22 protein-coding genes are annotated in these 20,963 nt (G+C 42.3%); 4 read left to right on the plus strand and 18 right to left on the minus strand.

Translation table 11 applies throughout. The features are described from left to right. Positions 1-677: 677 nt before the first annotated feature. From AAHB90_RS15720 to AAHB90_RS15730, 3 genes are all read right to left on the minus strand, one after another. Positions 678-998, minus strand: a complete 321-nt coding sequence (locus AAHB90_RS15720) for a helix-turn-helix domain-containing protein (protein ID WP_342086161.1) — start codon at positions 996-998, stop codon at positions 678-680. A 167-nt stretch (positions 999-1,165) separates the two neighbouring features. Continuing rightward, positions 1,166-1,723, minus strand: coding sequence for an antirestriction protein ArdA (locus tag AAHB90_RS15725; RefSeq protein WP_342086162.1), 558 nt, complete (start codon positions 1,721-1,723; stop codon positions 1,166-1,168). Positions 1,724-2,009: 286 nt separating this feature from the next. After that, on the minus strand, positions 2,010-3,428 hold the full coding sequence (locus AAHB90_RS15730; protein ID WP_342086163.1) for a HEPN domain-containing protein: 1,419 nt from the start codon (positions 3,426-3,428) through the stop codon (positions 2,010-2,012). A gap of 140 nt (positions 3,429-3,568) precedes the next feature. On the opposite strand from AAHB90_RS15730, the gene AAHB90_RS15735 reads away from it, so the two are divergent. Further along, complete coding sequence (locus AAHB90_RS15735) at positions 3,569-3,964, plus strand: helix-turn-helix domain-containing protein (RefSeq protein WP_342086164.1); 396 nt, start codon at positions 3,569-3,571, stop codon at positions 3,962-3,964. 74 nt (positions 3,965-4,038) lie between these two features. Here the strand turns inward: AAHB90_RS15735 and AAHB90_RS15740 are convergent, their stop codons facing one another. From AAHB90_RS15740 to AAHB90_RS15775, 8 genes are all read right to left on the minus strand, one after another. Then, positions 4,039-4,497: a hypothetical protein gene (locus tag AAHB90_RS15740; protein WP_342086165.1), complete on the minus strand. Its 459-nt coding sequence runs from the start codon at positions 4,495-4,497 to the stop codon at positions 4,039-4,041. A gap of 55 nt (positions 4,498-4,552) precedes the next feature. Beyond that, complete coding sequence (locus AAHB90_RS15745; protein ID WP_342086166.1) at positions 4,553-5,395, minus strand: relaxase/mobilization nuclease domain-containing protein; 843 nt, start codon at positions 5,393-5,395, stop codon at positions 4,553-4,555. A gap of 242 nt (positions 5,396-5,637) precedes the next feature. Continuing rightward, positions 5,638-5,904: a hypothetical protein gene (locus AAHB90_RS15750; RefSeq protein ID WP_342086167.1), complete on the minus strand. Its 267-nt coding sequence runs from the start codon at positions 5,902-5,904 to the stop codon at positions 5,638-5,640. Between the two features lie 429 nt (positions 5,905-6,333). Further along, a complete protein-coding gene (locus AAHB90_RS15755; protein WP_342086168.1) occupies positions 6,334-6,864 on the minus strand; it encodes a hypothetical protein in 531 nt (176 codons plus the stop codon). After that, complete coding sequence (locus tag AAHB90_RS15760; RefSeq protein WP_342086169.1) at positions 6,857-7,555, minus strand: hypothetical protein; 699 nt, start codon at positions 7,553-7,555, stop codon at positions 6,857-6,859. Before AAHB90_RS15760 ends, AAHB90_RS15755 begins: the two co-directional genes overlap by 8 nt. Before the next feature lie 3 nt (positions 7,556-7,558). Continuing rightward, positions 7,559-7,885, minus strand: coding sequence for a hypothetical protein (locus tag AAHB90_RS15765; protein WP_342086170.1), 327 nt, complete (start codon positions 7,883-7,885; stop codon positions 7,559-7,561). A gap of 4 nt (positions 7,886-7,889) precedes the next feature. Further along, a complete protein-coding gene (locus AAHB90_RS15770) occupies positions 7,890-8,186 on the minus strand; it encodes a hypothetical protein (RefSeq protein ID WP_342086171.1) in 297 nt (98 codons plus the stop codon). 98 nt (positions 8,187-8,284) lie between these two features. Further along, positions 8,285-9,133 (minus strand): hypothetical protein, encoded by an 849-nt coding sequence (locus AAHB90_RS15775; RefSeq protein ID WP_342086172.1) that lies wholly within the window; start codon positions 9,131-9,133, stop codon positions 8,285-8,287. 301 nt (positions 9,134-9,434) lie between these two features. Between AAHB90_RS15775 and AAHB90_RS15780 the strand changes: the two genes are divergently transcribed. Beyond that, the gene (locus AAHB90_RS15780; protein WP_342086173.1) at positions 9,435-10,469 is read left to right on the plus strand and encodes an FRG domain-containing protein; all 1,035 of its coding nucleotides are present in this window, start codon (positions 9,435-9,437) and stop codon (positions 10,467-10,469) included. A 257-nt stretch (positions 10,470-10,726) separates the two neighbouring features. Continuing rightward, the gene (locus tag AAHB90_RS15785) at positions 10,727-11,512 is read left to right on the plus strand and encodes a hypothetical protein (RefSeq protein WP_342086174.1); all 786 of its coding nucleotides are present in this window, start codon (positions 10,727-10,729) and stop codon (positions 11,510-11,512) included. Between the two features lie 202 nt (positions 11,513-11,714). Here AAHB90_RS15785 and AAHB90_RS15790 read toward each other — a convergent pair whose 3' ends face one another. From AAHB90_RS15790 to AAHB90_RS15800, 3 genes are all read right to left on the minus strand, one after another. Next, entirely contained in the window at positions 11,715-12,770 is a 1,056-nt protein-coding gene (locus tag AAHB90_RS15790; RefSeq protein ID WP_342086175.1) for a hypothetical protein, read from the minus strand. 252 nt (positions 12,771-13,022) lie between these two features. After that, positions 13,023-14,114, minus strand: a complete 1,092-nt coding sequence (locus AAHB90_RS15795; protein ID WP_342086176.1) for a phosphomethylpyrimidine synthase ThiC — start codon at positions 14,112-14,114, stop codon at positions 13,023-13,025. Between the two features lie 11 nt (positions 14,115-14,125). After that, positions 14,126-15,487 (minus strand): SIR2 family protein, encoded by a 1,362-nt coding sequence (locus AAHB90_RS15800; RefSeq protein ID WP_342086177.1) that lies wholly within the window; start codon positions 15,485-15,487, stop codon positions 14,126-14,128. A 35-nt stretch (positions 15,488-15,522) separates the two neighbouring features. Here AAHB90_RS15800 and AAHB90_RS15805 point away from each other — a divergent pair, with 35 nt between their 5' ends. Then, the gene (locus AAHB90_RS15805; RefSeq protein WP_342086178.1) at positions 15,523-15,678 is read left to right on the plus strand and encodes a hypothetical protein; all 156 of its coding nucleotides are present in this window, start codon (positions 15,523-15,525) and stop codon (positions 15,676-15,678) included. Positions 15,679-15,942: 264 nt separating this feature from the next. Here AAHB90_RS15805 and AAHB90_RS15810 read toward each other — a convergent pair whose 3' ends face one another. Genes AAHB90_RS15810 through AAHB90_RS15825 form a run of 4 tightly spaced genes read right to left on the minus strand, consistent with a single transcriptional unit; the run spans position 15,943 to position 20,628 of the window. Continuing rightward, positions 15,943-16,857, minus strand: coding sequence for a hypothetical protein (locus AAHB90_RS15810; protein WP_342086179.1), 915 nt, complete (start codon positions 16,855-16,857; stop codon positions 15,943-15,945). Continuing rightward, entirely contained in the window at positions 16,829-18,553 is a 1,725-nt protein-coding gene (locus tag AAHB90_RS15815; RefSeq protein ID WP_342086180.1) for an ORC-CDC6 family AAA ATPase, read from the minus strand. Before AAHB90_RS15815 ends, AAHB90_RS15810 begins: the two co-directional genes overlap by 29 nt. Beyond that, positions 18,537-19,568, minus strand: coding sequence for an HD domain-containing protein (locus AAHB90_RS15820; protein ID WP_342086181.1), 1,032 nt, complete (start codon positions 19,566-19,568; stop codon positions 18,537-18,539). Before AAHB90_RS15820 ends, AAHB90_RS15815 begins: the two co-directional genes overlap by 17 nt. After that, the gene (locus tag AAHB90_RS15825) at positions 19,543-20,628 is read right to left on the minus strand and encodes a DNA cytosine methyltransferase (RefSeq protein WP_342086182.1); all 1,086 of its coding nucleotides are present in this window, start codon (positions 20,626-20,628) and stop codon (positions 19,543-19,545) included. The genes AAHB90_RS15820 and AAHB90_RS15825 overlap by 26 nt, the downstream gene beginning before the upstream one ends. Positions 20,629-20,963: the final 335 nt, after the last annotated feature.

Consider the following 20,963-nt stretch of genomic DNA (forward strand, 5'->3'; position numbering starts at 1 on the left):
ATGCACTTAATTCCGTCAATCAGGAAAAGGACAATGTAGTGAATAATCGATAGTCACATATTTGTGGGATTTCTCACATAATGCCAGCCTCCGAGGGGCCGCCGATCTATCTTAAACTGCTTCCAGTTGAGAAGGCGTTACTCGATCGGTTGAAAGAGGCAAAGTGATCAACGCTTCCAAATTTATCCACGATGCATTGCCTGTTTCAATTTTATCCGCCAATAGCTCCGCCCGACCACCTGGCAAAAAATATAAAATTTATACACGTACCAGGACTGCGGTGGATGCGGATGCATCCGCATCCAAAAGTCGCGCTCTGTGTCATCGAGTTTTTTAAGAATGCGCCGGCTTTCAACCAGATAACTCATCAACGTTGCTGGTTAAGCCTGGACACACGCATTAGATCAATCTAGGAGTTGTTCCGATATCCCAACGGATACCTGAAGTCGACTGAAAGTTAAACTTAGGTGGCTATTGGTAAAATATCCATGTCCAGGCCAACCGTTTCCAGTTTTTAATGAGTTGGCCCGTAGAGTTTGCCCATCTCTTCACTGTACAGTGATCGAAAAATTTGCCAGCTTCATTGACCGTAGACCCATGTTGCAGAAAATAAATCCTGACGCGAGTTTCGTCAGGGGGGCATTGACTTCCAAGGCCTAATGAAGATAGCTTCTTCTTCATTTGACCGGATGAGTTTTGAACTTTTCAAACATTTTATCGATGTCTGCCCGGTCGTAATAAATCACACCGCCAATCCGCATAAAGCCAAGTTGGCGGCTTGCGCGCATAGCATGTAGTTTTCCGGGCGATACGTCAAGTAACTTTCGTACTTCTCGAGATTTGAGCCATTGTTTGGATGGCAAAGCAACTCCGCCTGCAAACAAGCGTCTCATTTCTGAGAGCACTTGCTCTTTAAATCTTTCCAAATCCGCTAATGTAACTAGTTGATGCGTGAACAACGCTGAATTCTCCTCTGATTGCTTGCCCTTCTTTTCCATTGCTTTTATTTTGCGTTACCAATCAAAAACATCCATTACCATGTACAATCGATGTTTTTGACCGGAAAATAATGAGCAGCATTTGATACTTTTTTCCTCTTTTTCCCAGCGGAACAAAAAGAATGAAAGGCAGTTGGATGCCGGAGACATCGAACTGCCTTTGGGGTTTAATAATCCGCGAATACATGACCTTCGTATTCACTGTAACCTTCTAAAAATAAATCTTTCGCGAAGGCTTCATAGTCGAAATACCTTTGGAGATTCGCTGGCACGCCTGACAGCAGCCCGGTCTCTTCGACGTATTGGTAGGCATATTCAAGTTCTGGATCTTTCATCGATCCGCCAAAGAATCCGCGGTAGCTGTCTTGGAAACTTTCGATTTGATCTTCCATCTCGTATCCGTTGGACGGCCAGTAGTTGATCTGCTTGCAGTAAATCTCGAATGCTTCGGCAGTCTCATCGTCCATTTCACCGGCAGCCTCAAAGTAGGCAAACGCATCTTTATGAAGACTGCATTCAGATATCAAAAAATCCGGGATATTTCCCCAGTCCTGGAACATTAGCTCAGGGTCTAGCTCATTCCGGTGGAATTCAAAGCAGTCTTGAAGAAATTCTTTAAGATTCGCATAGTCAGTCAGATCAAACCACTTACCGAAGAGCGACCCACTGTTGTACTGACCGTAGGTTCCCACGTAGATTCTTGGAGCATTTTCGAGATTTCTCATGATTGAAAGGCATTTAAATAGCTTAGGCCCTGCACTGTGCTCAGGGCAATCGCTGCCTTCCACTCAATGAAAAAATGACGGGGCTTGTCCCCTTGGTTGCAAGCCCATCTGGCGGTTTAAGGTGCGGCTGGCTAAGGCGGGTTCAGCTAAAAAGGCGGATGACGAAGTGCAGGCTTGCAACCGTCATTTTTTACTTTGTAAATTTCGTTTGCACTGAACGCATCCTCTAGTGACTCTTATCGGCAATCCAAACAAACTACTAAAGGCATTGTATTCACCTCCACCACTAAAATCCAATTGCAGTCACTCGCTCGTCGAACACCGCTTCGGCTAAATCCAGCAGGCTAAAGACCCGTGCAGAGATTAAATTATGATCCTGCTCGCTGACTTGATAATGCTGATTGTATCTGGTCTCTAAGTACGCGTCTTCCAAAAGCTGCAATAGCCTTTCTTCATCCGACGAACCCCCAGGAAAGATTTCATTTAACTGAGGCGCTAACCTATGGTTGAACCTTTTAAGTGATCTGATGGAATGGGTGCGCCGTTCGCTTCCATAAAGTGCGATAGCGGTAGTGCGAAATGTAGTTTCAGTAGCTTGCTGAAGCATAAACATCGATAGCGCGTGCTCACTTACCCGCTGGTAGTACGCTGCTCCCTCAAAGAACTTTCGGGCTTTGCTCATTCCGATTGTAAAGCCATGCCTTGACTGCTCAATCAATCGTTCGAACGTTTCGGGAAGTACTTTCGGCAATGGTGAAGAGTTCCTTTGGTAAACTAGGTTGTCGGTGGTGCAGGCCAAAGAGAAATACACGTGTCCGCTGGTAAGCGCCTGATGAATATCAGACAATTTGTGAACCGAGCAGCAAAGCTTTTCATCACTGGTACTGAATAACTCAACGATGGACTGATGCTCTTTGAAGCTCTTTTGATTATCATCGGCAAACACAATCAGCAGATCCTTGTACGGCTTTTGATCCGTTGATTGAGGCGCGGGATGCTTGACCTCAAATATCAGAAGTGGGTCGAGTGCTGCAATTAGTAATTCTATGATGGCTTTGCTCCCCGCCAGTTTCCCAAGGCGGCGTTTCTGATACGGAACCCCCTGGTCGTGTCTTGAAATCAGGTAAACGGCTTCGAGAAGCGATTCCAATAACTCGTACTGGATGATTTCAGCACATTCGCCAGTCGCTTCGCAAATACTCACTTTGCTTAATCCATACTCCACCCAGTCTTCCAGAATCTCTTGCCACTGGTCATAGCTGTAAATCCCAAAAACACGCTTGATAGCCAAAAGCGGCTGCTCCGTTTCAGCGAGCGACAACCGACGGATCATGCCTCCATGTCGGTCGTTGAGCTCCCGGACATCACGCATATACTGCCGATCAGCTTCAATTTGCGCAGGACTGAAAGGATGAAAATCGCCCGCATGCAGATCAGTTCCATCATCTTCGGCAACATCTAATAGCAGTCTACATGCCAAAATAATCTTTTGCAAATGCCTTTCTAGGCAAAGCACCGTAGATGGATCACCCAGAAATGAAAAAGGTTTCTCTGTCGTCACTGCTTTCAAAAATTGCCACAGTTCGACACGCATGTAGTCCAGATCGGTCGCATGAAAGAATTCTGCGACCAGATCGCGGGCCTCAGCAAGCTTCTGTTCGCTCGAATCCCGATTGCCGTTTGTTGTTAAGTTTACAGTCTCCATAGGCTTCTCTTTTTTTGACAAAAAAGAGGCAGCGGGTGAACGTGCCGAACCACTGCAAGTTGTATCCTACCAAAGAACAGTGGTAAAACACTTCGCACCCATTGTTGATCTTAGCGTAGATATTTCCTTTATTTGTAACCATGAGCACAGCAACAAAGCCAAACCACATAGGCCACAAGATTGGCCGTATTCGTGAACTCCGCGGTCTGAAGCAGGAGTTTGTTGCCCACGAATTGAAGGTGAGTCAGCAGACAATATCAAAGATTGAACAAAGTGAGGTTGTCGATGAGCAAATGCTTGAACAGATCGCCAGCATACTAGGAGTTTCGCCAGAAGGCATCAAAAACTTCAGTGAAGAGGCTGTGTTCAATATCATCTCTAACACTTTCAACAATACCAGTAGTGATAGTTCCACGCTTATAGCTAGTTCCCTAAACTATCAGCCGACTTTCAACACTATTGAAAAGATCGTAGAATTGTATGAGCGTTTGCTTCAAAGTGAGCGAGAAAAAATAGAACTTCTAAAAAATAGGTAATAGCAAAAAAGCCGCAGGATTGCGGCTTTTTTCGTTTTGTGATTGATCTTTTGATAAATCGAATTCTACGGCGTCTATACGCGTGGCTTCCTACCACGAGGTTTTCCTGTGTATTCAGGCTTGGGTGCCTCGGTTTTAATAGCCAGCTCAAATCCTTTCGTGGCTTGATCAAAGTCAAATGTCGAGATTTTGAAAATCAGCTTTTCACTTTCAAAGTTGACATTCCCTTTCTTCAAAATGATCGCAAGTGGAATTACATGGCCTCGACCACTTTTCTCGAATGAGAAAGTTTGATCGGAACTTGCAGATGGTACCAGATATACGGATTTGATTTTCCGCTTTCCCTCCTGGGTACCTATTTTGAATTTGGTGGACTCTGGATCAATCCCCAGATCACGCAGTGCAGTTGCCGGAAAAACAAGCTTGCCTGAATTAGAAATGTAACCAGTTGGAAGCAGTGCTTCTTTTGCAGCCTCTTTGGTTTTTGATACGTTTTCCTCTGGGGAAAAGAATTTAATTGCTCTAAGCTTCATGGGTGTAACGGGTTATTTTTGGCTAAAATAGGTTTTTCTTCGCAGAAACGTGCTTCTACATGCCAATACCTTGCTTTTTCTGTTTTTTGAACTCAGGTTTTACTTGTTTTTCCACACCCATTTCTAAGTTTTGCGAGAGCCGCTTTTCGATAGAAGAAAGCGAATAGTTACGCCCAAGATCTGATCCTTTGATCTTGATTTTTTTTCGGACGTCAAAAAAAATACCTCGTCCGGTGTAAGTTTTGTAGCCCTTGGCTGCCAAATGCCTTTCTAATTCATCGATCGACGCTATGCTATTTATGGACTCATCAATTGACCTTCTAAGTTTTAAATGACTCTGGTCAACTAATGGAATTTCGATGCCACGTGATTTATTGATCCGCATATCAGGCGTTTCGGCTAATCCCAATTCCTTTTCCATTCTCCGGCAGAACTGACCTGTTCGGGCGTAATTCTTAAAATGATCCGCAGTGTTCTTTCCGTTATGGTTGATCCGGTTTGCAACAATATGGAAATGTGAATTTTCACTACCCTCATGTCTGAAAACAAGCATCTGGTTGTCATCAAATCCAAACTCTTTGGCAAACTCGGTAGCGATTTGGGCTACCGTTTCGTTTCCAGGCCTTTCACCTGGCGCGAAACTAAACGACTGATGCCAAACGAATTTACTAAGTTTGGTATTTTTCATGTGGTTATCGATGAATTGCTTGGCCACATAGTTCATATCAAGCCGTCCGTCACTGTGTGTTTTGACGGCAAGGTTTTGAATGTGAACCAATTCGCCTCTGACCATATCCGCACCAAGCTCGGTTTTGATCTTTACGGATAGCTCCTTTCCATAATAGCAGTAGTCCAATATCCCTTTGGCGTAACTGCCCAAACCAGCTTTTCCGATCATTGCTTTACCCGCTTATGCATCGTCCGTAATGCTTTTTCGATTTGATCATGCACCGACTCGGGATCAGAATCCCGAACCTTCCAAATAGGTGCCAGCTCTGCTAACGGTGAGGCGTAGTACGCTTCATACTTACTAAGCAGGTCACCAGCGAGCCGATGTATCGATTTAACTCTTTCGAGCAAGAAATGTCGACTCCCTGATTCACTCGTGCTATGGTTTAAATAAACCGCTAGCTCATCCGCCTACCGGCAAATCTGGGAAAGACTTTTCTTAAAACTCGGAATCTCAAAGTTTTCGAAAATCCAAAGCGTTATCAGATCAGCGAGCAGTTTGATGCGCTGGCTGCTCTGTTCCCACTGAGCCGAAAGCATCTGATGACCCTTAGTCTTTAATACCGCAACAGACAAAGCGCCAGCGAGCTGTTCCAGTATCCTGATCGTGTCCGCAGTTGCCTTCGGGAGCGTCCGTTTCTCCGGCCGTTTGAACGGAATGTCCAGTGCTAATGTCAAAAAGAATTGGCTTGCTGAAAGTCCGCTTTTTTCGATTAACTCATTAATCTGTCTTTTCTGATCAGCACTTACCTAGACCGAGAAGTGGTCCCTTTTGGCAGTGCCTTTTTCCTTGGGCGGTCTGCCTTTTTGTTTCTGATTTTCCATGTCTCTTTTTTGATTAGCTATGAGCCGGAAGGCGAATAGCAGGGGTCCAGGGGTTTTCCCATGGCCAGCTCCCGCCGGGGAGTCGCATTTCGCGACGTACCGGCGATAGCTGGCTGTGGAGGAAACCACCGTGCAGGATCTTTCCTGACCTCTTTTGGCTCAAATTTTCCTTTAAACGATTTTTCTGGATTACTTTTTGACTCTTCAGGGCAATTTCTGACTCTAAATAACCATAAATGACCCTTTGAGAGCACATTTAGACCTTTTTGTCTCTCTTTGGGATCAATTTTTCCTCTGCAAAGGTACTTTGACCAATTTTCGTCGCGAGTCGAATTCGTAAGACTTTCCGAACACATATTTGCCGCTTTTCGACGGAGAGAGAATGAGATACTCGATGCCACCTGACGTTTCCGTCTCACCTTCGCGGATCAAGGCCACATAGTCCGGTGCATTTTTGTAAGCTGAAACGAAATCCTCGATCCGCTGGTAATCCACATACGTACTCATGTATACGTAGTACAATATTCCAAGAACGAGTGCTGTAATCGAATACGGCAATCCCTTACCTAGGCCATGCATAAAGGCTTCCAAGATCGAGTTAAATTGTATCGTCTTTACGGAATCCTTGATCTTGCCGCTAAGCCTTTTGTTCTCATCAAGGACGGCCCTGAGCTGACTATCCATGTTTTGAAATTGAGCTTGATTGTCCAGCAATATGATTGCAGACCAGTCGTCCATCTCGATTTCATACCTGGCCAGGTACTCTGCTTTGATCCTGGCCAGGATTTGTTTGCTGATTGATTCGCTAGACATCGGCAAAGTTGATTTGAAGTTCTCTTTGAAGTCTTAGTCTTGGCCCCATGGTGTAGGTATCCAGCGCAAGGCCTTTCCGGATGCCTGTCAAGATTTCTGCCCCGAGAAATGATTCAGGCTCAAAATCTCCAAACCTGCGAAACACGAGCCCTGAGTCCTTACAGTTTTCTCTAAGCTCCTGGGTCAAGTGTGGAAACTTGCGAAAGGTGGCCATGCTCTGCCATACGACGATTTCAAAGTCCGTTTTAACAAGGTCAAACATCCTTAGTAAATAATCGATGGATGGATTGTATGCACCGCCACCGCCAATCACAATATGAAACGTGATTTCAAAACCTAGTCCTTCGGCAAATGCTTTGAGCGGTATGTCGTATTCAATGAGCGATGGAAGCTGTTCGCTTTCAGGAGCGCCAAAATCAAAATAGGCGTCTTCAAAGTCTTCCTTTGCGATGCTCTGCAAATAAGCCAACAAATTATCACGGATCAAAAGGCCTTTCTCGTCTAACAGGTTCGCAACATCGGATTGATCCTGATGGACGAATTTGAGCTGACGTGTACTGGTCTGCGTTGAAGCGTCCACGTCAATGAACAGGCACTTGGGGTCTTGGTAGTGCTTGAGTGCAAACAGGTACATCAAAATGGATTTGCCTACGCCTCCCTTGGCTTGCACTATAAAATGTAAGTTTTTCATCGGTCAATATTTTTTAGATGGTTTAACATATGGCTCAGGCTCAGAGCGGGGAAATTTCATTGCCGCTTTGGGTTGAGTCTGCCCTTCGGTCATTTCAATTTTTTGAACTGACATTTGCTGGTCACCCCACTTTTTCATTTTAGAGCGGATGTATTTGACATCATACAGCGATACCACCTCGGTCGAGAGCTTCTCGTTGATCACATCCACAAGGAACCTGGCTGACGTGGTAGAGGTGAACAGATCGCGATACAGCTCAAAAAGCATGCGCTTACGTTTTGGGTCTTTACGCTCACAGAGCTTTAAGACCAATTCCTTGGTTATCTCCATAGCGTCAATGGTTAAGCTTGTGAGGTTTCCCCGATTCAACCCTGTCGTGCCAGTACCGGAGGACTGCCTCGGAGAAATACAGTTTTCCCGCATGGCGAATAAATGGAAGATGTCCCTTTGCACAATGGTAGTAAAGCTTTTGGGCAGAGACAGTTTTGAACATCCGCTTGGCTTCGCGCACATCAACGAGATAATCAGAGCTGGCCGCAAGATCGGAACGGATTGTTATCGGCGCTGCGTAATGAGTGGTGAGGTTTGTGTTTGGATTGTGGCTACACGAATCCGGAGTTTTCATTTTCATTTTGCCTTTCTGTTTGATAAAACATGCTGGCAAAATTCAGAGTCAAGTGTCAGGATTTCCTTCCTGCAATTCGCCCGAGAATGAAAAGAAGTGTTTATTTATAAGTCGCGAAGGAGCAATCTTACCTCCGTTAGGTATTTAGTGCGAGGATTTCTTTCTCTGCCGTCAAACTGACTCAACTCTTCTGCCTGAAAGGCCTTTATAAAAGAGCTTTGCTCAAAATCATGCACCAACCAAGAGTTGAAGGATGCGGCGATCTGCGGTGCATCTGCTGTCATCTTGATATAGCCTTTCTCCATTAGAACGTAGTAAAGCGCGGCGATGTAAAGCCGTCCGCCCTTGGCCTGTTTACAGTACCTGTAAGTATCTGTATCGCCGATCGGGACAATCCACCGCTCAGTCAATAAAATAACTTTCAGGCGATTAAATTTGAGCAAGCTTTCGGCGATATCTACATCTGTAAATTGTTCTTGAAAGCTTTCCGACGCCCGCGTACGTGCCGCCCTTTTTGTAGCAGTCTCTGGCTTTGGTATTTGCTGGACTAAAAATGCTAGCTCTCTTTTCCACCCATCCAGATCGATAGATTTGTCGGTTATTACTTCTAACGATAAGGTATTAACCCAATTTGAAATTGAAGTAAGAGCATCATAGATGGCTTTCTCAGACCCATAATCTTCTCTTGCCAAAAGGTGCTCAATTACCTCCGGATTATGTCGTAGGATGAATGCTGTGCGACGCTTGACTTGTCGAATCCGATCTCGCTTGGACTGACCGAACCACCAATGTAGCCAGTCAGGCTTGGAAATGCCTTGCTCGTGCGAAGTAATGAACTCCCCGACATCGTTCCTCCTAACCGTAAATGAATACCTGTTATGATATAGAATCAGAAGCCTGCTCAGGCTAGTTAAGTCATCCTCGTAAAAAGTGCCAGACAATTCTTCGATCATATATTGAAAAAAAGGGTAACGGAGATTGGAGTGAAGATTCATAACAATTCCTTTGTAATTGTTGGTAAGGCAATATAATCACCAATAGTTACATTTTAAGCCTCTATACTTGTTCCGTAAAAATTTTTATAAATAAAAATTAGTCAACATAGCCATACCTTGTTTTGAAAATTAACTACTCATAAAGGCGCAGGAAGGACATTCCCTACGACAAAAATGTCAATTTGCAAGTTGACAGGAGAAGCTTTGGCAATGAACGGGCTACATGCTATTTTGCGACTGTAGACCTTCTGTAACTAAAATGAGTCATCTTAACGAAATTGTTGTCGAGAAAAAATTCAATTCTGCTATTGACTTTCTGGATTTTCTTAGTCCAACGAGAGACAGTTTTGGCAAGGGGAGTTGGGTCTATCGTGGGCACGGAAATGCAAACTGGGACCTATTGCCTTCATTATTTCGAACTCCACGCGATATTACCGTCAATAATTTTTTTAACTCGTGCCTAAAATTCTATCGAAGCAAGGGATTTGAAGACAGCTGGGAGACTTATCCGTTTCCCGATCGACACGTAGTTACACAAATAACCCACCAAGTCGAAACAAGATTTCTGCGTAGCTTTGCGAATCGAGCCAATAAAATCGGCCTTCCGGTTCCTGATATTGAGAAGATTTTGAATAAACCGAAAGATCAGCTACCGAATTTTCCAGAGTACGCCACAATGGAACCTCCCTTGTTTAAACTGAATGCAAAATACTACTGTGAATTTCTTATGGACGAAAACCGCAGGCCGGGGCTTTACGCAGGATTAGCTCAACATCACGGGATTCCGACAAGGTTGCTGGATTTTACCTTTAATTCAATGAAGGCCATTCATTTTGCCGTTAAATCCGAAACTCCGAATGATATATGTGTTTGGGCAGTCAACTCAGACTACTTTGAGAGAGACATGTTTACTCCGTGGGAAGAACTACTTTTCCAAAGCCAGGGCCACAATATGATTTCCCAACACTCTGTTCTGAGAATGCCAACTAGCACAAATCTGTTTCTACATCATCAAGAGGGACTATTCATTTACCCTGATCTGCCGTATGACTTCTACTTCGGAAACAACCGCTATCCGACTATTATAGACCATTTGAGCTTCCTGGCAAATAACCCTTTCGATGGTTCGCCAAAACGTTTTGGCGACTACGCTTACAAGTTAGTCCTGGCTTCCGAACACTACAAAGACCTCAAGTCGCTAATTCGAAAACTCGGATTAACTTTAAGTTCGGTCATGCCAACCTATGACAATGTTGCAGAAGAAATTAGACAGGAAGAAACGGATTTTTGGTAGCAGCCTGCTCTTTATTAAGGCGGTTAATATATATTCGGTGCCTTGCATAGAAGTTTTATATAATTAGATAAAACAAGTTTGTCAAGCAATTTTCATAAAACCGTAAAAAATGTTTACCCGTAATCCTTCGTTCCGTTTTACGTAGAAAAGAAAACGATAGATCGCTTGTGCAATTTCAAAATTTTATTTATGTAATGCTTCAAGCCAACCCGAATTCGTATTATCAAATACACTGATTGATACCAAACCGCTACAGCATGGGAAGAAAAGGTGATCTAAATATTCGTATTAACAGAATGGCCCGCATTGTGATCGGCACAACTTGCATTTCGTCTATGGTGCTCGTTGTTTGTTTTCTCTGGAACGAAATTGAAAACTGGTCTACAGAACGTGAGATTGACGACGGTAAAATCGCAAACTTTTTTACCTCATTGGAGGCCATAATCATTGTAGCCACTTTATATTTCGTAGTTGAGCAGCTTAACGAGACAGCGAAATCAAGAAAAGGCTCAATAAGACCTGACTTGCTACCCATGCAGACTAAGTTACAAATGCGGGAAGTTAATGCTGCAATGATGGTTTGGCCACGGCAAATAGATGAAGCGACACAATTTGCGATCGGAATTTTCTTTACTGACAGGCTAGAGATTAGGAATCTTGGTGCTGGGATTGCCAAAAAAGTCAAAGTCTCATGGCAATATGATACCGAAACTGTGACTAGAAAGCTGAAAGAATATAATGAAGTTGGAACACGGAGCATCTGGAATTCTCGTGTTGACGAAAACAGTGAAACTGAATTCATTTTGACTAACTCTAACTACTTGGGATACGTTCCGACGTACTATCTTCTCATGTGGTCTGATAGTCAAGCTTGGACGAGAGTAATATTTCAAGAAGAAGAAGAGAAAGTTCCGCTTTATCTTAGGATTCAGTGTACGGATGTGGAAGGAAACGAATACATAAACCGTTTTGCTGTCGACGTGAGTCTTACCCAGGTCGACGAAAACAATATTTTGCTGTTAGACTTTCGGCATTTAGCTTGATACCCAATTCTCCAAATCTTGTAAGTTCCCCTCTTAGATCCCAAATTTTTGGCCTTCGTCGAATTTTGATCTGCGTTAGAAAGAAACAATTTCTTGTTTCTTGGCAAATGTTGTCGGCGCTAAGCCAGCCAATGCTTGATGACGATGAAATCGATTGTAATCTTCCATACTGTGTGGCGATTTCTACTTGCAATTATTTGTATTACTCACTATCCGACGTCAGTCCCAACTTGTTATATGCTAGAAGGAGCCTCTGGGTGTCTATTCCGTCAATTATGCAGTATCTTGAGAGCCTATCAACACGTGAAGCAAACGCATGAACAGTTTTTCTAACATCCTGAGAGACATTGTGGCAGTGTTGGACGATAAATATATCTGCTGGTTCATCAAACAGACGCACTAGTTGATCCCCGTTCTTGCCCAGATCTCTCATTCGCATTGTTTTGAAATGCGAAGGTCCTTTTAACACGAAAGCCGCCTTCCGTCTTTTACCAGCCAAGCTCAAATTGCAAGTAAATAAATCCGACGATTCGCCGCCCCAGTCTTTCTCGATGTGACGTTCACCAAGAATCTCAGCGATATGGCGCTTGATGGCCTGTTCCGGAATCTTCCTATTTCTTTCCAAATCCAACGAATTATCTGCTCTTTCTATCAGTCTAACTTTTTTGAATTCTTCTATATCTTCAATGTCGAGCTCAAGATCGCTCGTTTGGAAAGGCCGATTGATGCCACCTCTGATTATTCGGTCGCCAACTAAGAATGTACGCAAAATAATTTCATCCTCTGAGCAGCTTTGAATAAACCCTAGCATGAACTTTCGGTTTCTTCGCGACAAGAACTGTAACGCAGAAGTTGAACACAAGTGCTCAGCATTAAGTTGGCCAACAATCGTTTTGGGAAATTGGTCCAAACTACGGGAAAAAGAAAAATAGGCTGGCTTACTGCCCTCAGACAGCTTAGTAACCGCTTTTGCAATCCCCGAAAAATAGAACGCGCCCTCGACCCAGACTACTGTACCCTCAATCAGCTCCACTCCCTTAGTAAGAAGCTCCTCAATTGCTGGAATTTTTCGACGCTCGAGATAGGACAAAAGTGCATCCGTAAAGACTGTATTAATATACGCACGTTTTAGACCACCTTGATAAGTATCTGCATGCAGCAGATACTGTTCTAACGTTCTCCGACCAAAAGAATCTAACATTGACATTGCAAGAGGCTGATGACAGAAGAAAGCGTCCATACCGTACTTTTGATCCATACATTTAGTTTTAAGGTTGATGTGATGTGAAATTTCTAACCAGTCCGTAAAAAACCAAAATCGCAGACTGACCGTAAGCGGGTAAATGAAATTTATGGGAGTATCTGTAACGGAAGGCAACAGCCTCCACTTCAATTATGAAGGTGGTCAACAGTCTGCGACTCAATAGGTCAATCGAATTAGACAGGTGCTGCTCACCATTAATTGTATAGCTGGTGTACCAATTACTGTTTTTAATGTGAGCAATGCAAACTAGGCAAGTTCGAAATTCTCGCTAGTCAGAGGGCAAGTGTGCGCACACCTACTACACCCTGAATTCATTTTACCATAAATGCATGTTTGATTGACTGCTCGATACTCGGCGACGATGCGATCAGACGAATAATCCCCTAATTTGTGCAAGTCAATAATATGGGCAGCAATCTTGGAAGCCCTGATTGCTTCGATAGAGGATTCAACAGAGGGTATTTTTCCTGTGTGTTCCTCTCGTGTAACAGCGGCTATTATGTCGACGCAATTCTCCATACCAAGTATTGTCGAGCCAATGGCAGAGGAAATGTGATCCTGTCCGATGGCGATATCAGTTGGAATTGGGCCGAGTGGCATTATAGGATATTCCATTGCTCGATAGTATTCTGCGATTCGTTTAAGTGTTCTAGGGGAACTGTGCCCAGGACCTTCGATGATTACATCAACACCTCTGTTGCTGATATAATCGGCTATTTCCTTTTGAAGCTTAAATTCCTCAAGCTGACATTGATCAAGGCTGTCAAAAATATTGGCGGAACGGAAGGATGCTCCAATACTTATAGTGGTTCTACCAATCTTTGCTGCTTTCACAATTTCATCTAAAATCCTAACATAAACGTTTTCAACTGCAAAGTTTCGCTTAACAAGGTCGTTCATAACCAATGTTCCCCCTCTCGAGGTGGAGGGTACCAAGCGTGTGTTTGAAAGACGCATGATATACAAGTTTGAAGTTGGGTGGATTGTGATAACGCCAACTCCGCAGGCTATCTGTTCTTGAATAATCGACAATAGCTCTCCATCATCAACAATCCCTGAGTTTTGGCGGCATTGGTAAATCGGGAGCGTTGCGACAACATAATCAGGATAATTCGCAATGATATACTTATAAATTGACGCCTTGCTTTGCTCAACACTCAAATCAGAAATAATATCCGGCCTTTCACTGACATCGAGCTCATTGATGGCGTCAATTTTTCTAAGCTGATTGTATATATCTTTAGAGGTAGTTGCTCCTGTTAACACCGAAATTAAGGTTTTTCTTTTGTGTCCGACCTCCTTAGTACCATTTCTATAGACCAATGTTGCGTTTCGCATTTTGATTGTATTTAACTAAGAATTTGTTTAACCAGAGCAATAACATCGGCTGGGGTGGCTGTTTGGGCTTTTACTTTCTGCACATACGTCGGATCAAAATAAGTTAATCGATCTGTAACAATTGGTTGCTCCAAAAATTGCCAGGTGGAAGATCTAGAGTCTTTGAAAAAAGGAATAACTATACAGCCGACTTCAAGCGCCACCTCAATTTCCGCTTTTGTACCCATTCCCCCATCAAAGGCGATCATAATCTGCGTTGCTTTTAGCAGGGGAAGTCTCCAGTTCTTCAAAACACTCAATAACGACGGGTCATTGGAGAACTTTTTATTAGAAGCATATGGGTTGGGGAAAAACCGGAGCCTAGTGCCTAACTCAATCTGCTTTGAAATGATTGCTTCCGTGAAAATCTTAGCAGCCGTTCGCATTGGTCCTGTGGACTGCCCGTCATTTAGGGCAATGTCATCAATTTCAGCTAGTTGTCTACTGATTTCTTCGATCTCAAATCCATGATCTAAAATATGTGAGCCGCTCACAAAAATACTTTTTCCACGCGATTTAAGGGAGAGTATACGTAGTATCTCTGTTAACTGTGAAAAATTTTGAATTCTAACAACTCGAATACCATATCGCCTAAGATTACTACACCAAAATGGAAATGCACTGTTTTCCGGCTCATCCTTGCAGATCATGTAGTGTTGACGAGTATTTCTACCAGCTAAACGTCGCGCCTCTGATACTATATTTCCTATATTCACATCGTTATAACCGTAGCCTATGAACAAGAAAGACTTCTGAATTAAATCCAATCGAAGCCTCTGGGACAAGGCGGGACGATTGATAAAAAAATCCTCATAGTCCGATTGCGTGATAACAATTTCATCACGATGTGAATTATAAATGCACCCATGCATTTTGATTATTTCTATTTGCGAGTTCGGTAAATCTCTTGAAACTGAATCATCACTGAATTTTACGTCTTGAATGTGACTTGCAAACGCTTTTTCAATCAAGTTGTCATAATTAGTTGTCCAAATAGTTTTAATATTCGTTTTCGCAATTAGCTCGTGATAGGCATTCGGAGAAAAAGATCGTCTCAGTTTCTTTGAAATTGAATTTATGAATGGCCCTCTATTTCCGGATTCTTCGTTGATAACATACTGAGCCACCAACGGGAGATTTGCCGCAGCTAAGTCCTTGATCCCAATCTTGTTAGCATGCGGAGCTAACAAGCTACTCCAATCGGGTAGATTTGAGGGCTTGGAAATGCCAGCACCTATGAAGTATGCGGCATTTCCCGAAATCATTTCCTCAGTAAAGTCCTCAAGAAATTGTATTATCTCCGGCAGAAAGTCGCCCGTTGTGTCTTCATTCATCGTAACGAGATTTAAGTATTTTCTGTGAAATTGACATGAACGCACTCTATCTGAAAGTGTCCTATTTCAAACTAACCCGAATATTAACCTATCCCATCGGAGGCGACATTTGTCTCTCTCTCGAAATGGTGCGCCCCATACTGGAAAACGACGAATCAAAGGGAGAGACTTTTGCGATATTGGGACAATAACAATCTTCGTACATATCGGATAAATTTCCGTTTCGTGCCCCATTGCATCCTATGGTAGTGCTGTGCTCTGAAAGGCATTGAAACCTACTAAAAAAACTCGGTTCTACTAACACCAAATTTGGTCTGGTCTACATTGTAATTGGTCGATGATAAAAATGTTACTGTTTATCTTTCCGGGCATTAAATTCTCTTCACGTCACAAATTTTCATAAGTTTCTCCGATGGAATGGTTGCCAAGTGGAGCAAACTTTGCACAATCCATTGCTAAGCGGGCAAAATGCCAATGATGGGTTCCAAGTCAATACCCGTAGAGTAAGAAAGATTATACTCTTTGGTGGGTACATAAGTAAGAGCAATCTCTGGATGAGTGAGAAAGACATCGTAGATCGATATAGCGGACAATTTTGGCCCCAAAGAAGATACAATTATATTATAATCAGGTTTAAGCCGTTTTATTTGATCGTCCAAAATTGCGGATGCGGCGCGCAGGTCATATGCATCAATTTCAAAAAAACTAACAGTGGTCTGCCCCTTGCATTCTGCGGCATGCTGATCTTGTATATTCCTTTGCTGGTTGTCAAATTGGATTCCCTTCTGGATACCGAGTACAGTTAGTGAGGGCTCGTAGAATCTAACCAGTTGACTAGTCCGATCATAGTCGAATCCAGTCAAGATTATTAATGCAGTTGACTTTCCAAATTCCGCAACACCCGAATGCTTATACAACAAGCGCGGCTTATCCGGCTCCTTACATAGCCAATCGCCATAGTGTAAAGGCTTGAAATAAATAAATCGCAGCTCTATATTTTTCTTTCGAGCAAAGAAAATGAAACTCCAAATTGTCTCGCGTGGCATCGTAGAGACGTCTAAGATACTATTTTCCTTCTTGACAGCTGGGTGTTCAATAATACTCCCAATCTGACTCCAAGCATCCGCTGTCCTCGAGTATGAAAGTTCGACTATTTGTAGCTCAATTCTTTTTTCTAAGCATAATTCTTTTATTCTTCCGAGGTTAGATGAAGTGTATTTAAGATAATCCTTGAAAACCAGCAACACCAATTTTGAGACAGAAATAATGCCAGATGTCTTCATGACTCCCAAATAACACCTCTCCTCCCAGCCAAGAACTGAGATCAAATTATACTTAATTTTATTCGAAAGGAATGTTGATGGTGCCATTTTGTTTAACTTCTAATTTATCAAACGGGATTTTTTTATCCTTACTTGCAGCATTCCATAACGCCGAGGCCCTAATACTGATTGTAGAATGCTGCCCAACAGGGTCTAAACCTCTATCAGGGAGCAGTAATCTGTTCAATTCATAATAAAGTGTGTTTTCACCATTGTCCTTGTCACGTCCCAATCTAACATAAAGTAATTGTGCTTTCTGAGCAATATTGATAATACTATCTAACCTTCGCATAGCATCCCTACTTGCGTCGGATATTTTAAACTTAATTGCCCTTGGCTCAGATATATCACTGTAAAGTCTTTGTCTCAGGAGAATAGCCAAGTTGTTAAATAGGTTATATATATATTCCTTTTGTAACTCCGAACATCCCTCAACATTTCGATGCAGACTGTTAATACTTTCCCATTTCCTCTTGCTCACTTTTTCAATTGCTTTGCTTTGTATATGCCAGGGAATATGGTCAATTTTCTTATTATCACCTGATTCAGACATTGCCATATCGAACATCTCATAACATGGCGTTAGTAAATTTCTTATCACTCCGGTTGAAAGCTGAACAATGGTGTCAAAACCCGAGTATGGCGGCAAATTAGCCTTGCCGGAACGAGATCGAAAATATTCGGCTCGAGCATATTTATATACATAATCGTTAATCTGCTTAGGAGTTCCTTTCGGAAATTTCAATTTGGCCTTTGCTAATGTAATATTCTTAGCAGTAGCCAAATCTTCCTCCATCTCAGGATTTATTGGAAAGAAACTTTCAGGATTCTCGTCTATCCCAAGATACAATTTCAGTCTTCTGCCAATAATATCCCTGGCCATTTTTCCAAAGTCGGAGCCTGAGCTTCGGTACGGGTTTTCTCGCTCTACCTTTGTAAAGTCGTGCCCCTCAATAATACTACCTCCAGACGCGGTGGTAAAGGAATATTCTCGATCAGATGTGATGGCTACTTTAAAACTAAAATCTGAGTGGTCCCGATAAGCAATCCAAGAATTGACGGTCTGAATCTGATAGCTATTCAAATCGTGAGCATCGTCCAACATAAACAAAAAGTGCGATTTTGAAAAAAGCTTCACACTTTTGATCATACGTAGAACAGGCAGAACTAGGGAATTAAAGCTGTACGTATTGTAATAAAACTCATCGGAGTTTTGGTCGTTTACTTTTCGTTGAGTGTCAATTACCTCTTTCTTTACAAAAAGTTCGATTGATTTGAGAAAGGAATGTGATGGATGTAGTTTGCTGCTTGTTATATATTCAAACTCCGTTTTTAAGGTTTCGTTTGAGTTCTCAAAGGCTGTTTCAGTTTCATCAGCACTTTGCAAGTTTGAGGCCAATTCATGCAAAATGTACAGCGACAGATAATGCTCTCCGATGAGAAAGGCTCTAAAATCGGCAATTAGTTCAAATTCCTTCTTGTATATTAGTGGTGTCTTACATGGAATATGAATTCCGATTTTTTCAAATGTAAATGGTATGCCGAGATTTTTAGCTTTTCTATACTCTATTCTAAAAGAGTTGTAAAGAAGTGTCATCGTCTTACCGGTACCTCTTTCACCTGAAAGAAAGATGTTTCGACTCGATAGTATGAATCGTGAAAAGTTATGATCTTCAATATAGAAGTCTAAAATCTCTTCATCTGAGAGATTACTTGCGGCTTCAAATTCAAATGGATTGCGCATCTGCCTCTGTTCTAGCTGTTCTTACTGCGGAAATTATGTTGGGAATTTTGTAATTATCAAATCTTTCACCCAGCTCCTTGTAATCCTCACCAGGGACCGTGACGTCGTCTAACACACAGTTGTTTAATTCCAGTGTTGATTCCCCATTGATTTCAATATTTATAGTTACCGACGTTCTCTTGAATGCACTGCAGTAATCTGAGTGGTGACGGGCATATTTCCGTTCTTGATCCAGCTTATGTACGCGGAGATATATAAAACTGAGCATATCTGAAAGATTCTTCTCTTGCTCAGGGGTTAACTGACCATTGACATCTCTCATTTTTATATCATACGTTAAACCGATCCGCTCGTTATTTCTATCGATAAAAATTGACGTCTGAGACGCATACAAATGATATGGTTTACTTGGGTCATCAAAAAGACCATGTTTGTTCATAAAGTAGGATGTACGCTGAGGTCCCTCGGCCAATTCATCAGCAAACCGGAGAACTACAGCCATATCTCTCAATCGAATTTGGTGGCCGTCTATGTCGCCGAAAATGTCAATATCCTTCATTGTGTCTGCCGATCCGTCTCTTCCTTTTCCGCTATGGGCCTCAGCGGCCTTGCTTACAAAATATCGTTCTCTGCTATACTTTGGGTTTTCTCCGATAATATGATCATAGATTTTCGCAATAGTGTCAAATTTCCAATGTTCTTTTCTTTCATAAACATTACCGACGTCGTGAAAGAGAATCGCCAAGCCAAGGAAGTACCAGTCCATACCAGATAAATTCTTTGCTTTACCTTCATCTAAAATCTTAAACGCATTTGTCAAAACATTCTTTATATGAGTTGCTGTATGGTCAGTGAGATTTGGTTCATTTACTGGTATTTGCGGATACAGTTCTTCAATCAGCTTATTTCTGATATTCTTGTAATGAGTGTAGTATGCGTCACCTTCTGTCTTATCAAAAGACTTGGTTAGCGATTTAATCATTTGTTTCTCAAACTTCTGTTCTGACCAGATCATTCTCGTACATTAATATTTTTTTAAACACTGCTTTTGCTAGAAGGGGGGGGACGGCATTGCCAACTTGTTGCTGCTGGAAGCCTATAGTTCCTTTGAATTCAAACCAATCTGGGAACGATTGTAGTCTTGCTGCCTCTCGTACGGAAAGACCTCTATCTTGACTTGGGTGAATCAACATATTTTTGCGATAATTCCCAATAACAATCGAAGGTAAATTTTCAACCAATCTATGATAAATACCCGTGTGACATCTACTGACATCTTTGTAGTTAGCCATTAAGTGCTTAGGAATATTTTGCCAATTCCCTCCCTGCGGAATATGCTTGTACCTATCTACTACTAAACCTGAATTATAGGTGACCTCGTGGTTTGGCGACGACTCTAGATCGCCTCTGAGATGTTTAGCATACGCAGAATATGCTTCCGATCGATAGGATTTCCAAACATCTTTTGCTCCGACATCAAGAACCGGCAAATCTTGTAAAGCGTCCTTCACAGTCACCACGGTATCCCTTTTTGCCGGAAATTCGAAATCAATCCCGTGAAGATTACCGACGATAAAAAATCTTGTTCGTTTTTGAGGTATTCCGAAATCAACAGCATTCAATTTTTCGTAGGAAACATTATAGCCAAGTGAGGAAATCTCATTTACTACTCGTCGCAGGAAAGTTCCGCTTTCAGTATCAGAAAACCCCTTTACGTTTTCAAAGATGACCCACTTAGGAAGTGGAGTGACAAGAGTAATCACTCTCACAAATTCCTGAAAAAGCCAATTTTTCTCGTTTGAAGAGGATCGTGTTTTTTGGTTTGACGTCGAAAATCCTTGGCAAGGAGGACCGCCAAAAAGAATAACATTGTTTCCTAAATTTAGCCGGATCTCTTGCAGCGATCGAATGTCATCATCAAAAACCACTGCGTTTCTGAAATTGTGCTTGTAAGTTGAGGCTGCATGGGGATCGTTCTCTACCGCAAATTTCACATCAATACCCGACTGCATTGCCCCGAGTGACATTCCACCTGCACCTGCAAAAAGGTCAATTCCTGAAAAACAACTCTGCATTTTATGTAACTACGTATATTGGAAGGTTATCCTCAGTTTGGCAAAGATTAACTTGACAAGATACAGAATAGTTATTTGTCAGAAAAATGCAACACCACCTAAATTGCCTGAAAAAATGCAAGTCGTTAGATATGAGTTTACTCTAAATTATGTCTAGTCATTGTCGTTAATCGCTCGATGTCTGACATATCTACGATCGTCTAGTGCCTGAACCCATGTTGGTAGCATCTTTAGGCACTTGCTAGTTATGATTGACGTGCGTCTATGTTCGGTAGAGCAATGGTTAAGGCAAGTAAAATAAATACGCATAATACGGGGGCCATGCCGACTGCATG

Origin of the sequence: Dyadobacter sp. OTU695, assembly GCF_038440355.1 — a bacterium.
GTDB lineage: Bacteria > Bacteroidota > Bacteroidia > Cytophagales > Spirosomataceae > Dyadobacter.

What these genes read in the sequence shown, in the direction of transcription:
- AAHB90_RS15815 (WP_342086180.1), bottom strand. Translation starts at nt 18,553, where the DNA reads ATGCGCAATCCATTTGAATTTGAAGCCGCAAGTAATCTCTCAGATGAA.
- AAHB90_RS15805 (WP_342086178.1), top strand. Translation starts at nt 15,523, where the DNA reads ATGAACGCACTCTATCTGAAAGTGTCCTATTTCAAACTAACCCGAATA.
- AAHB90_RS15745 (WP_342086166.1), bottom strand. Translation starts at nt 5,395, where the DNA reads ATGATCGGAAAAGCTGGTTTGGGCAGTTACGCCAAAGGGATATTGGAC.
- AAHB90_RS15795 (WP_342086176.1), bottom strand. Translation starts at nt 14,114, where the DNA reads ATGCGAAACGCAACATTGGTCTATAGAAATGGTACTAAGGAGGTCGGA.
- AAHB90_RS15780 (WP_342086173.1), top strand. Translation starts at nt 9,435, where the DNA reads ATGAGTCATCTTAACGAAATTGTTGTCGAGAAAAAATTCAATTCTGCT.
- AAHB90_RS15765 (WP_342086170.1), bottom strand. Translation starts at nt 7,885, where the DNA reads ATGGAGATAACCAAGGAATTGGTCTTAAAGCTCTGTGAGCGTAAAGAC.
- AAHB90_RS15785 (WP_342086174.1), top strand. Translation starts at nt 10,727, where the DNA reads ATGGGAAGAAAAGGTGATCTAAATATTCGTATTAACAGAATGGCCCGC.
- AAHB90_RS15720 (WP_342086161.1), bottom strand. Translation starts at nt 998, where the DNA reads ATGGAAAAGAAGGGCAAGCAATCAGAGGAGAATTCAGCGTTGTTCACG.
- AAHB90_RS15740 (WP_342086165.1), bottom strand. Translation starts at nt 4,497, where the DNA reads ATGAAGCTTAGAGCAATTAAATTCTTTTCCCCAGAGGAAAACGTATCA.
- AAHB90_RS15730 (WP_342086163.1), bottom strand. Translation starts at nt 3,428, where the DNA reads ATGGAGACTGTAAACTTAACAACAAACGGCAATCGGGATTCGAGCGAA.
- AAHB90_RS15760 (WP_342086169.1), bottom strand. Translation starts at nt 7,555, where the DNA reads ATGAAAAACTTACATTTTATAGTGCAAGCCAAGGGAGGCGTAGGCAAA.
- AAHB90_RS15790 (WP_342086175.1), bottom strand. Translation starts at nt 12,770, where the DNA reads ATGGATCAAAAGTACGGTATGGACGCTTTCTTCTGTCATCAGCCTCTT.
- AAHB90_RS15820 (WP_342086181.1), bottom strand. Translation starts at nt 19,568, where the DNA reads ATGATCTGGTCAGAACAGAAGTTTGAGAAACAAATGATTAAATCGCTA.
- AAHB90_RS15755 (WP_342086168.1), bottom strand. Translation starts at nt 6,864, where the DNA reads ATGTCTAGCGAATCAATCAGCAAACAAATCCTGGCCAGGATCAAAGCA.
- AAHB90_RS15735 (WP_342086164.1), top strand. Translation starts at nt 3,569, where the DNA reads ATGAGCACAGCAACAAAGCCAAACCACATAGGCCACAAGATTGGCCGT.
- AAHB90_RS15825 (WP_342086182.1), bottom strand. Translation starts at nt 20,628, where the DNA reads ATGCAGAGTTGTTTTTCAGGAATTGACCTTTTTGCAGGTGCAGGTGGA.
- AAHB90_RS15810 (WP_342086179.1), bottom strand. Translation starts at nt 16,857, where the DNA reads ATGGCACCATCAACATTCCTTTCGAATAAAATTAAGTATAATTTGATC.
- AAHB90_RS15770 (WP_342086171.1), bottom strand. Translation starts at nt 8,186, where the DNA reads ATGAAAATGAAAACTCCGGATTCGTGTAGCCACAATCCAAACACAAAC.
- AAHB90_RS15800 (WP_342086177.1), bottom strand. Translation starts at nt 15,487, where the DNA reads ATGAATGAAGACACAACGGGCGACTTTCTGCCGGAGATAATACAATTT.
- AAHB90_RS15725 (WP_342086162.1), bottom strand. Translation starts at nt 1,723, where the DNA reads ATGAGAAATCTCGAAAATGCTCCAAGAATCTACGTGGGAACCTACGGT.
- AAHB90_RS15775 (WP_342086172.1), bottom strand. Translation starts at nt 9,133, where the DNA reads ATGATCGAAGAATTGTCTGGCACTTTTTACGAGGATGACTTAACTAGC.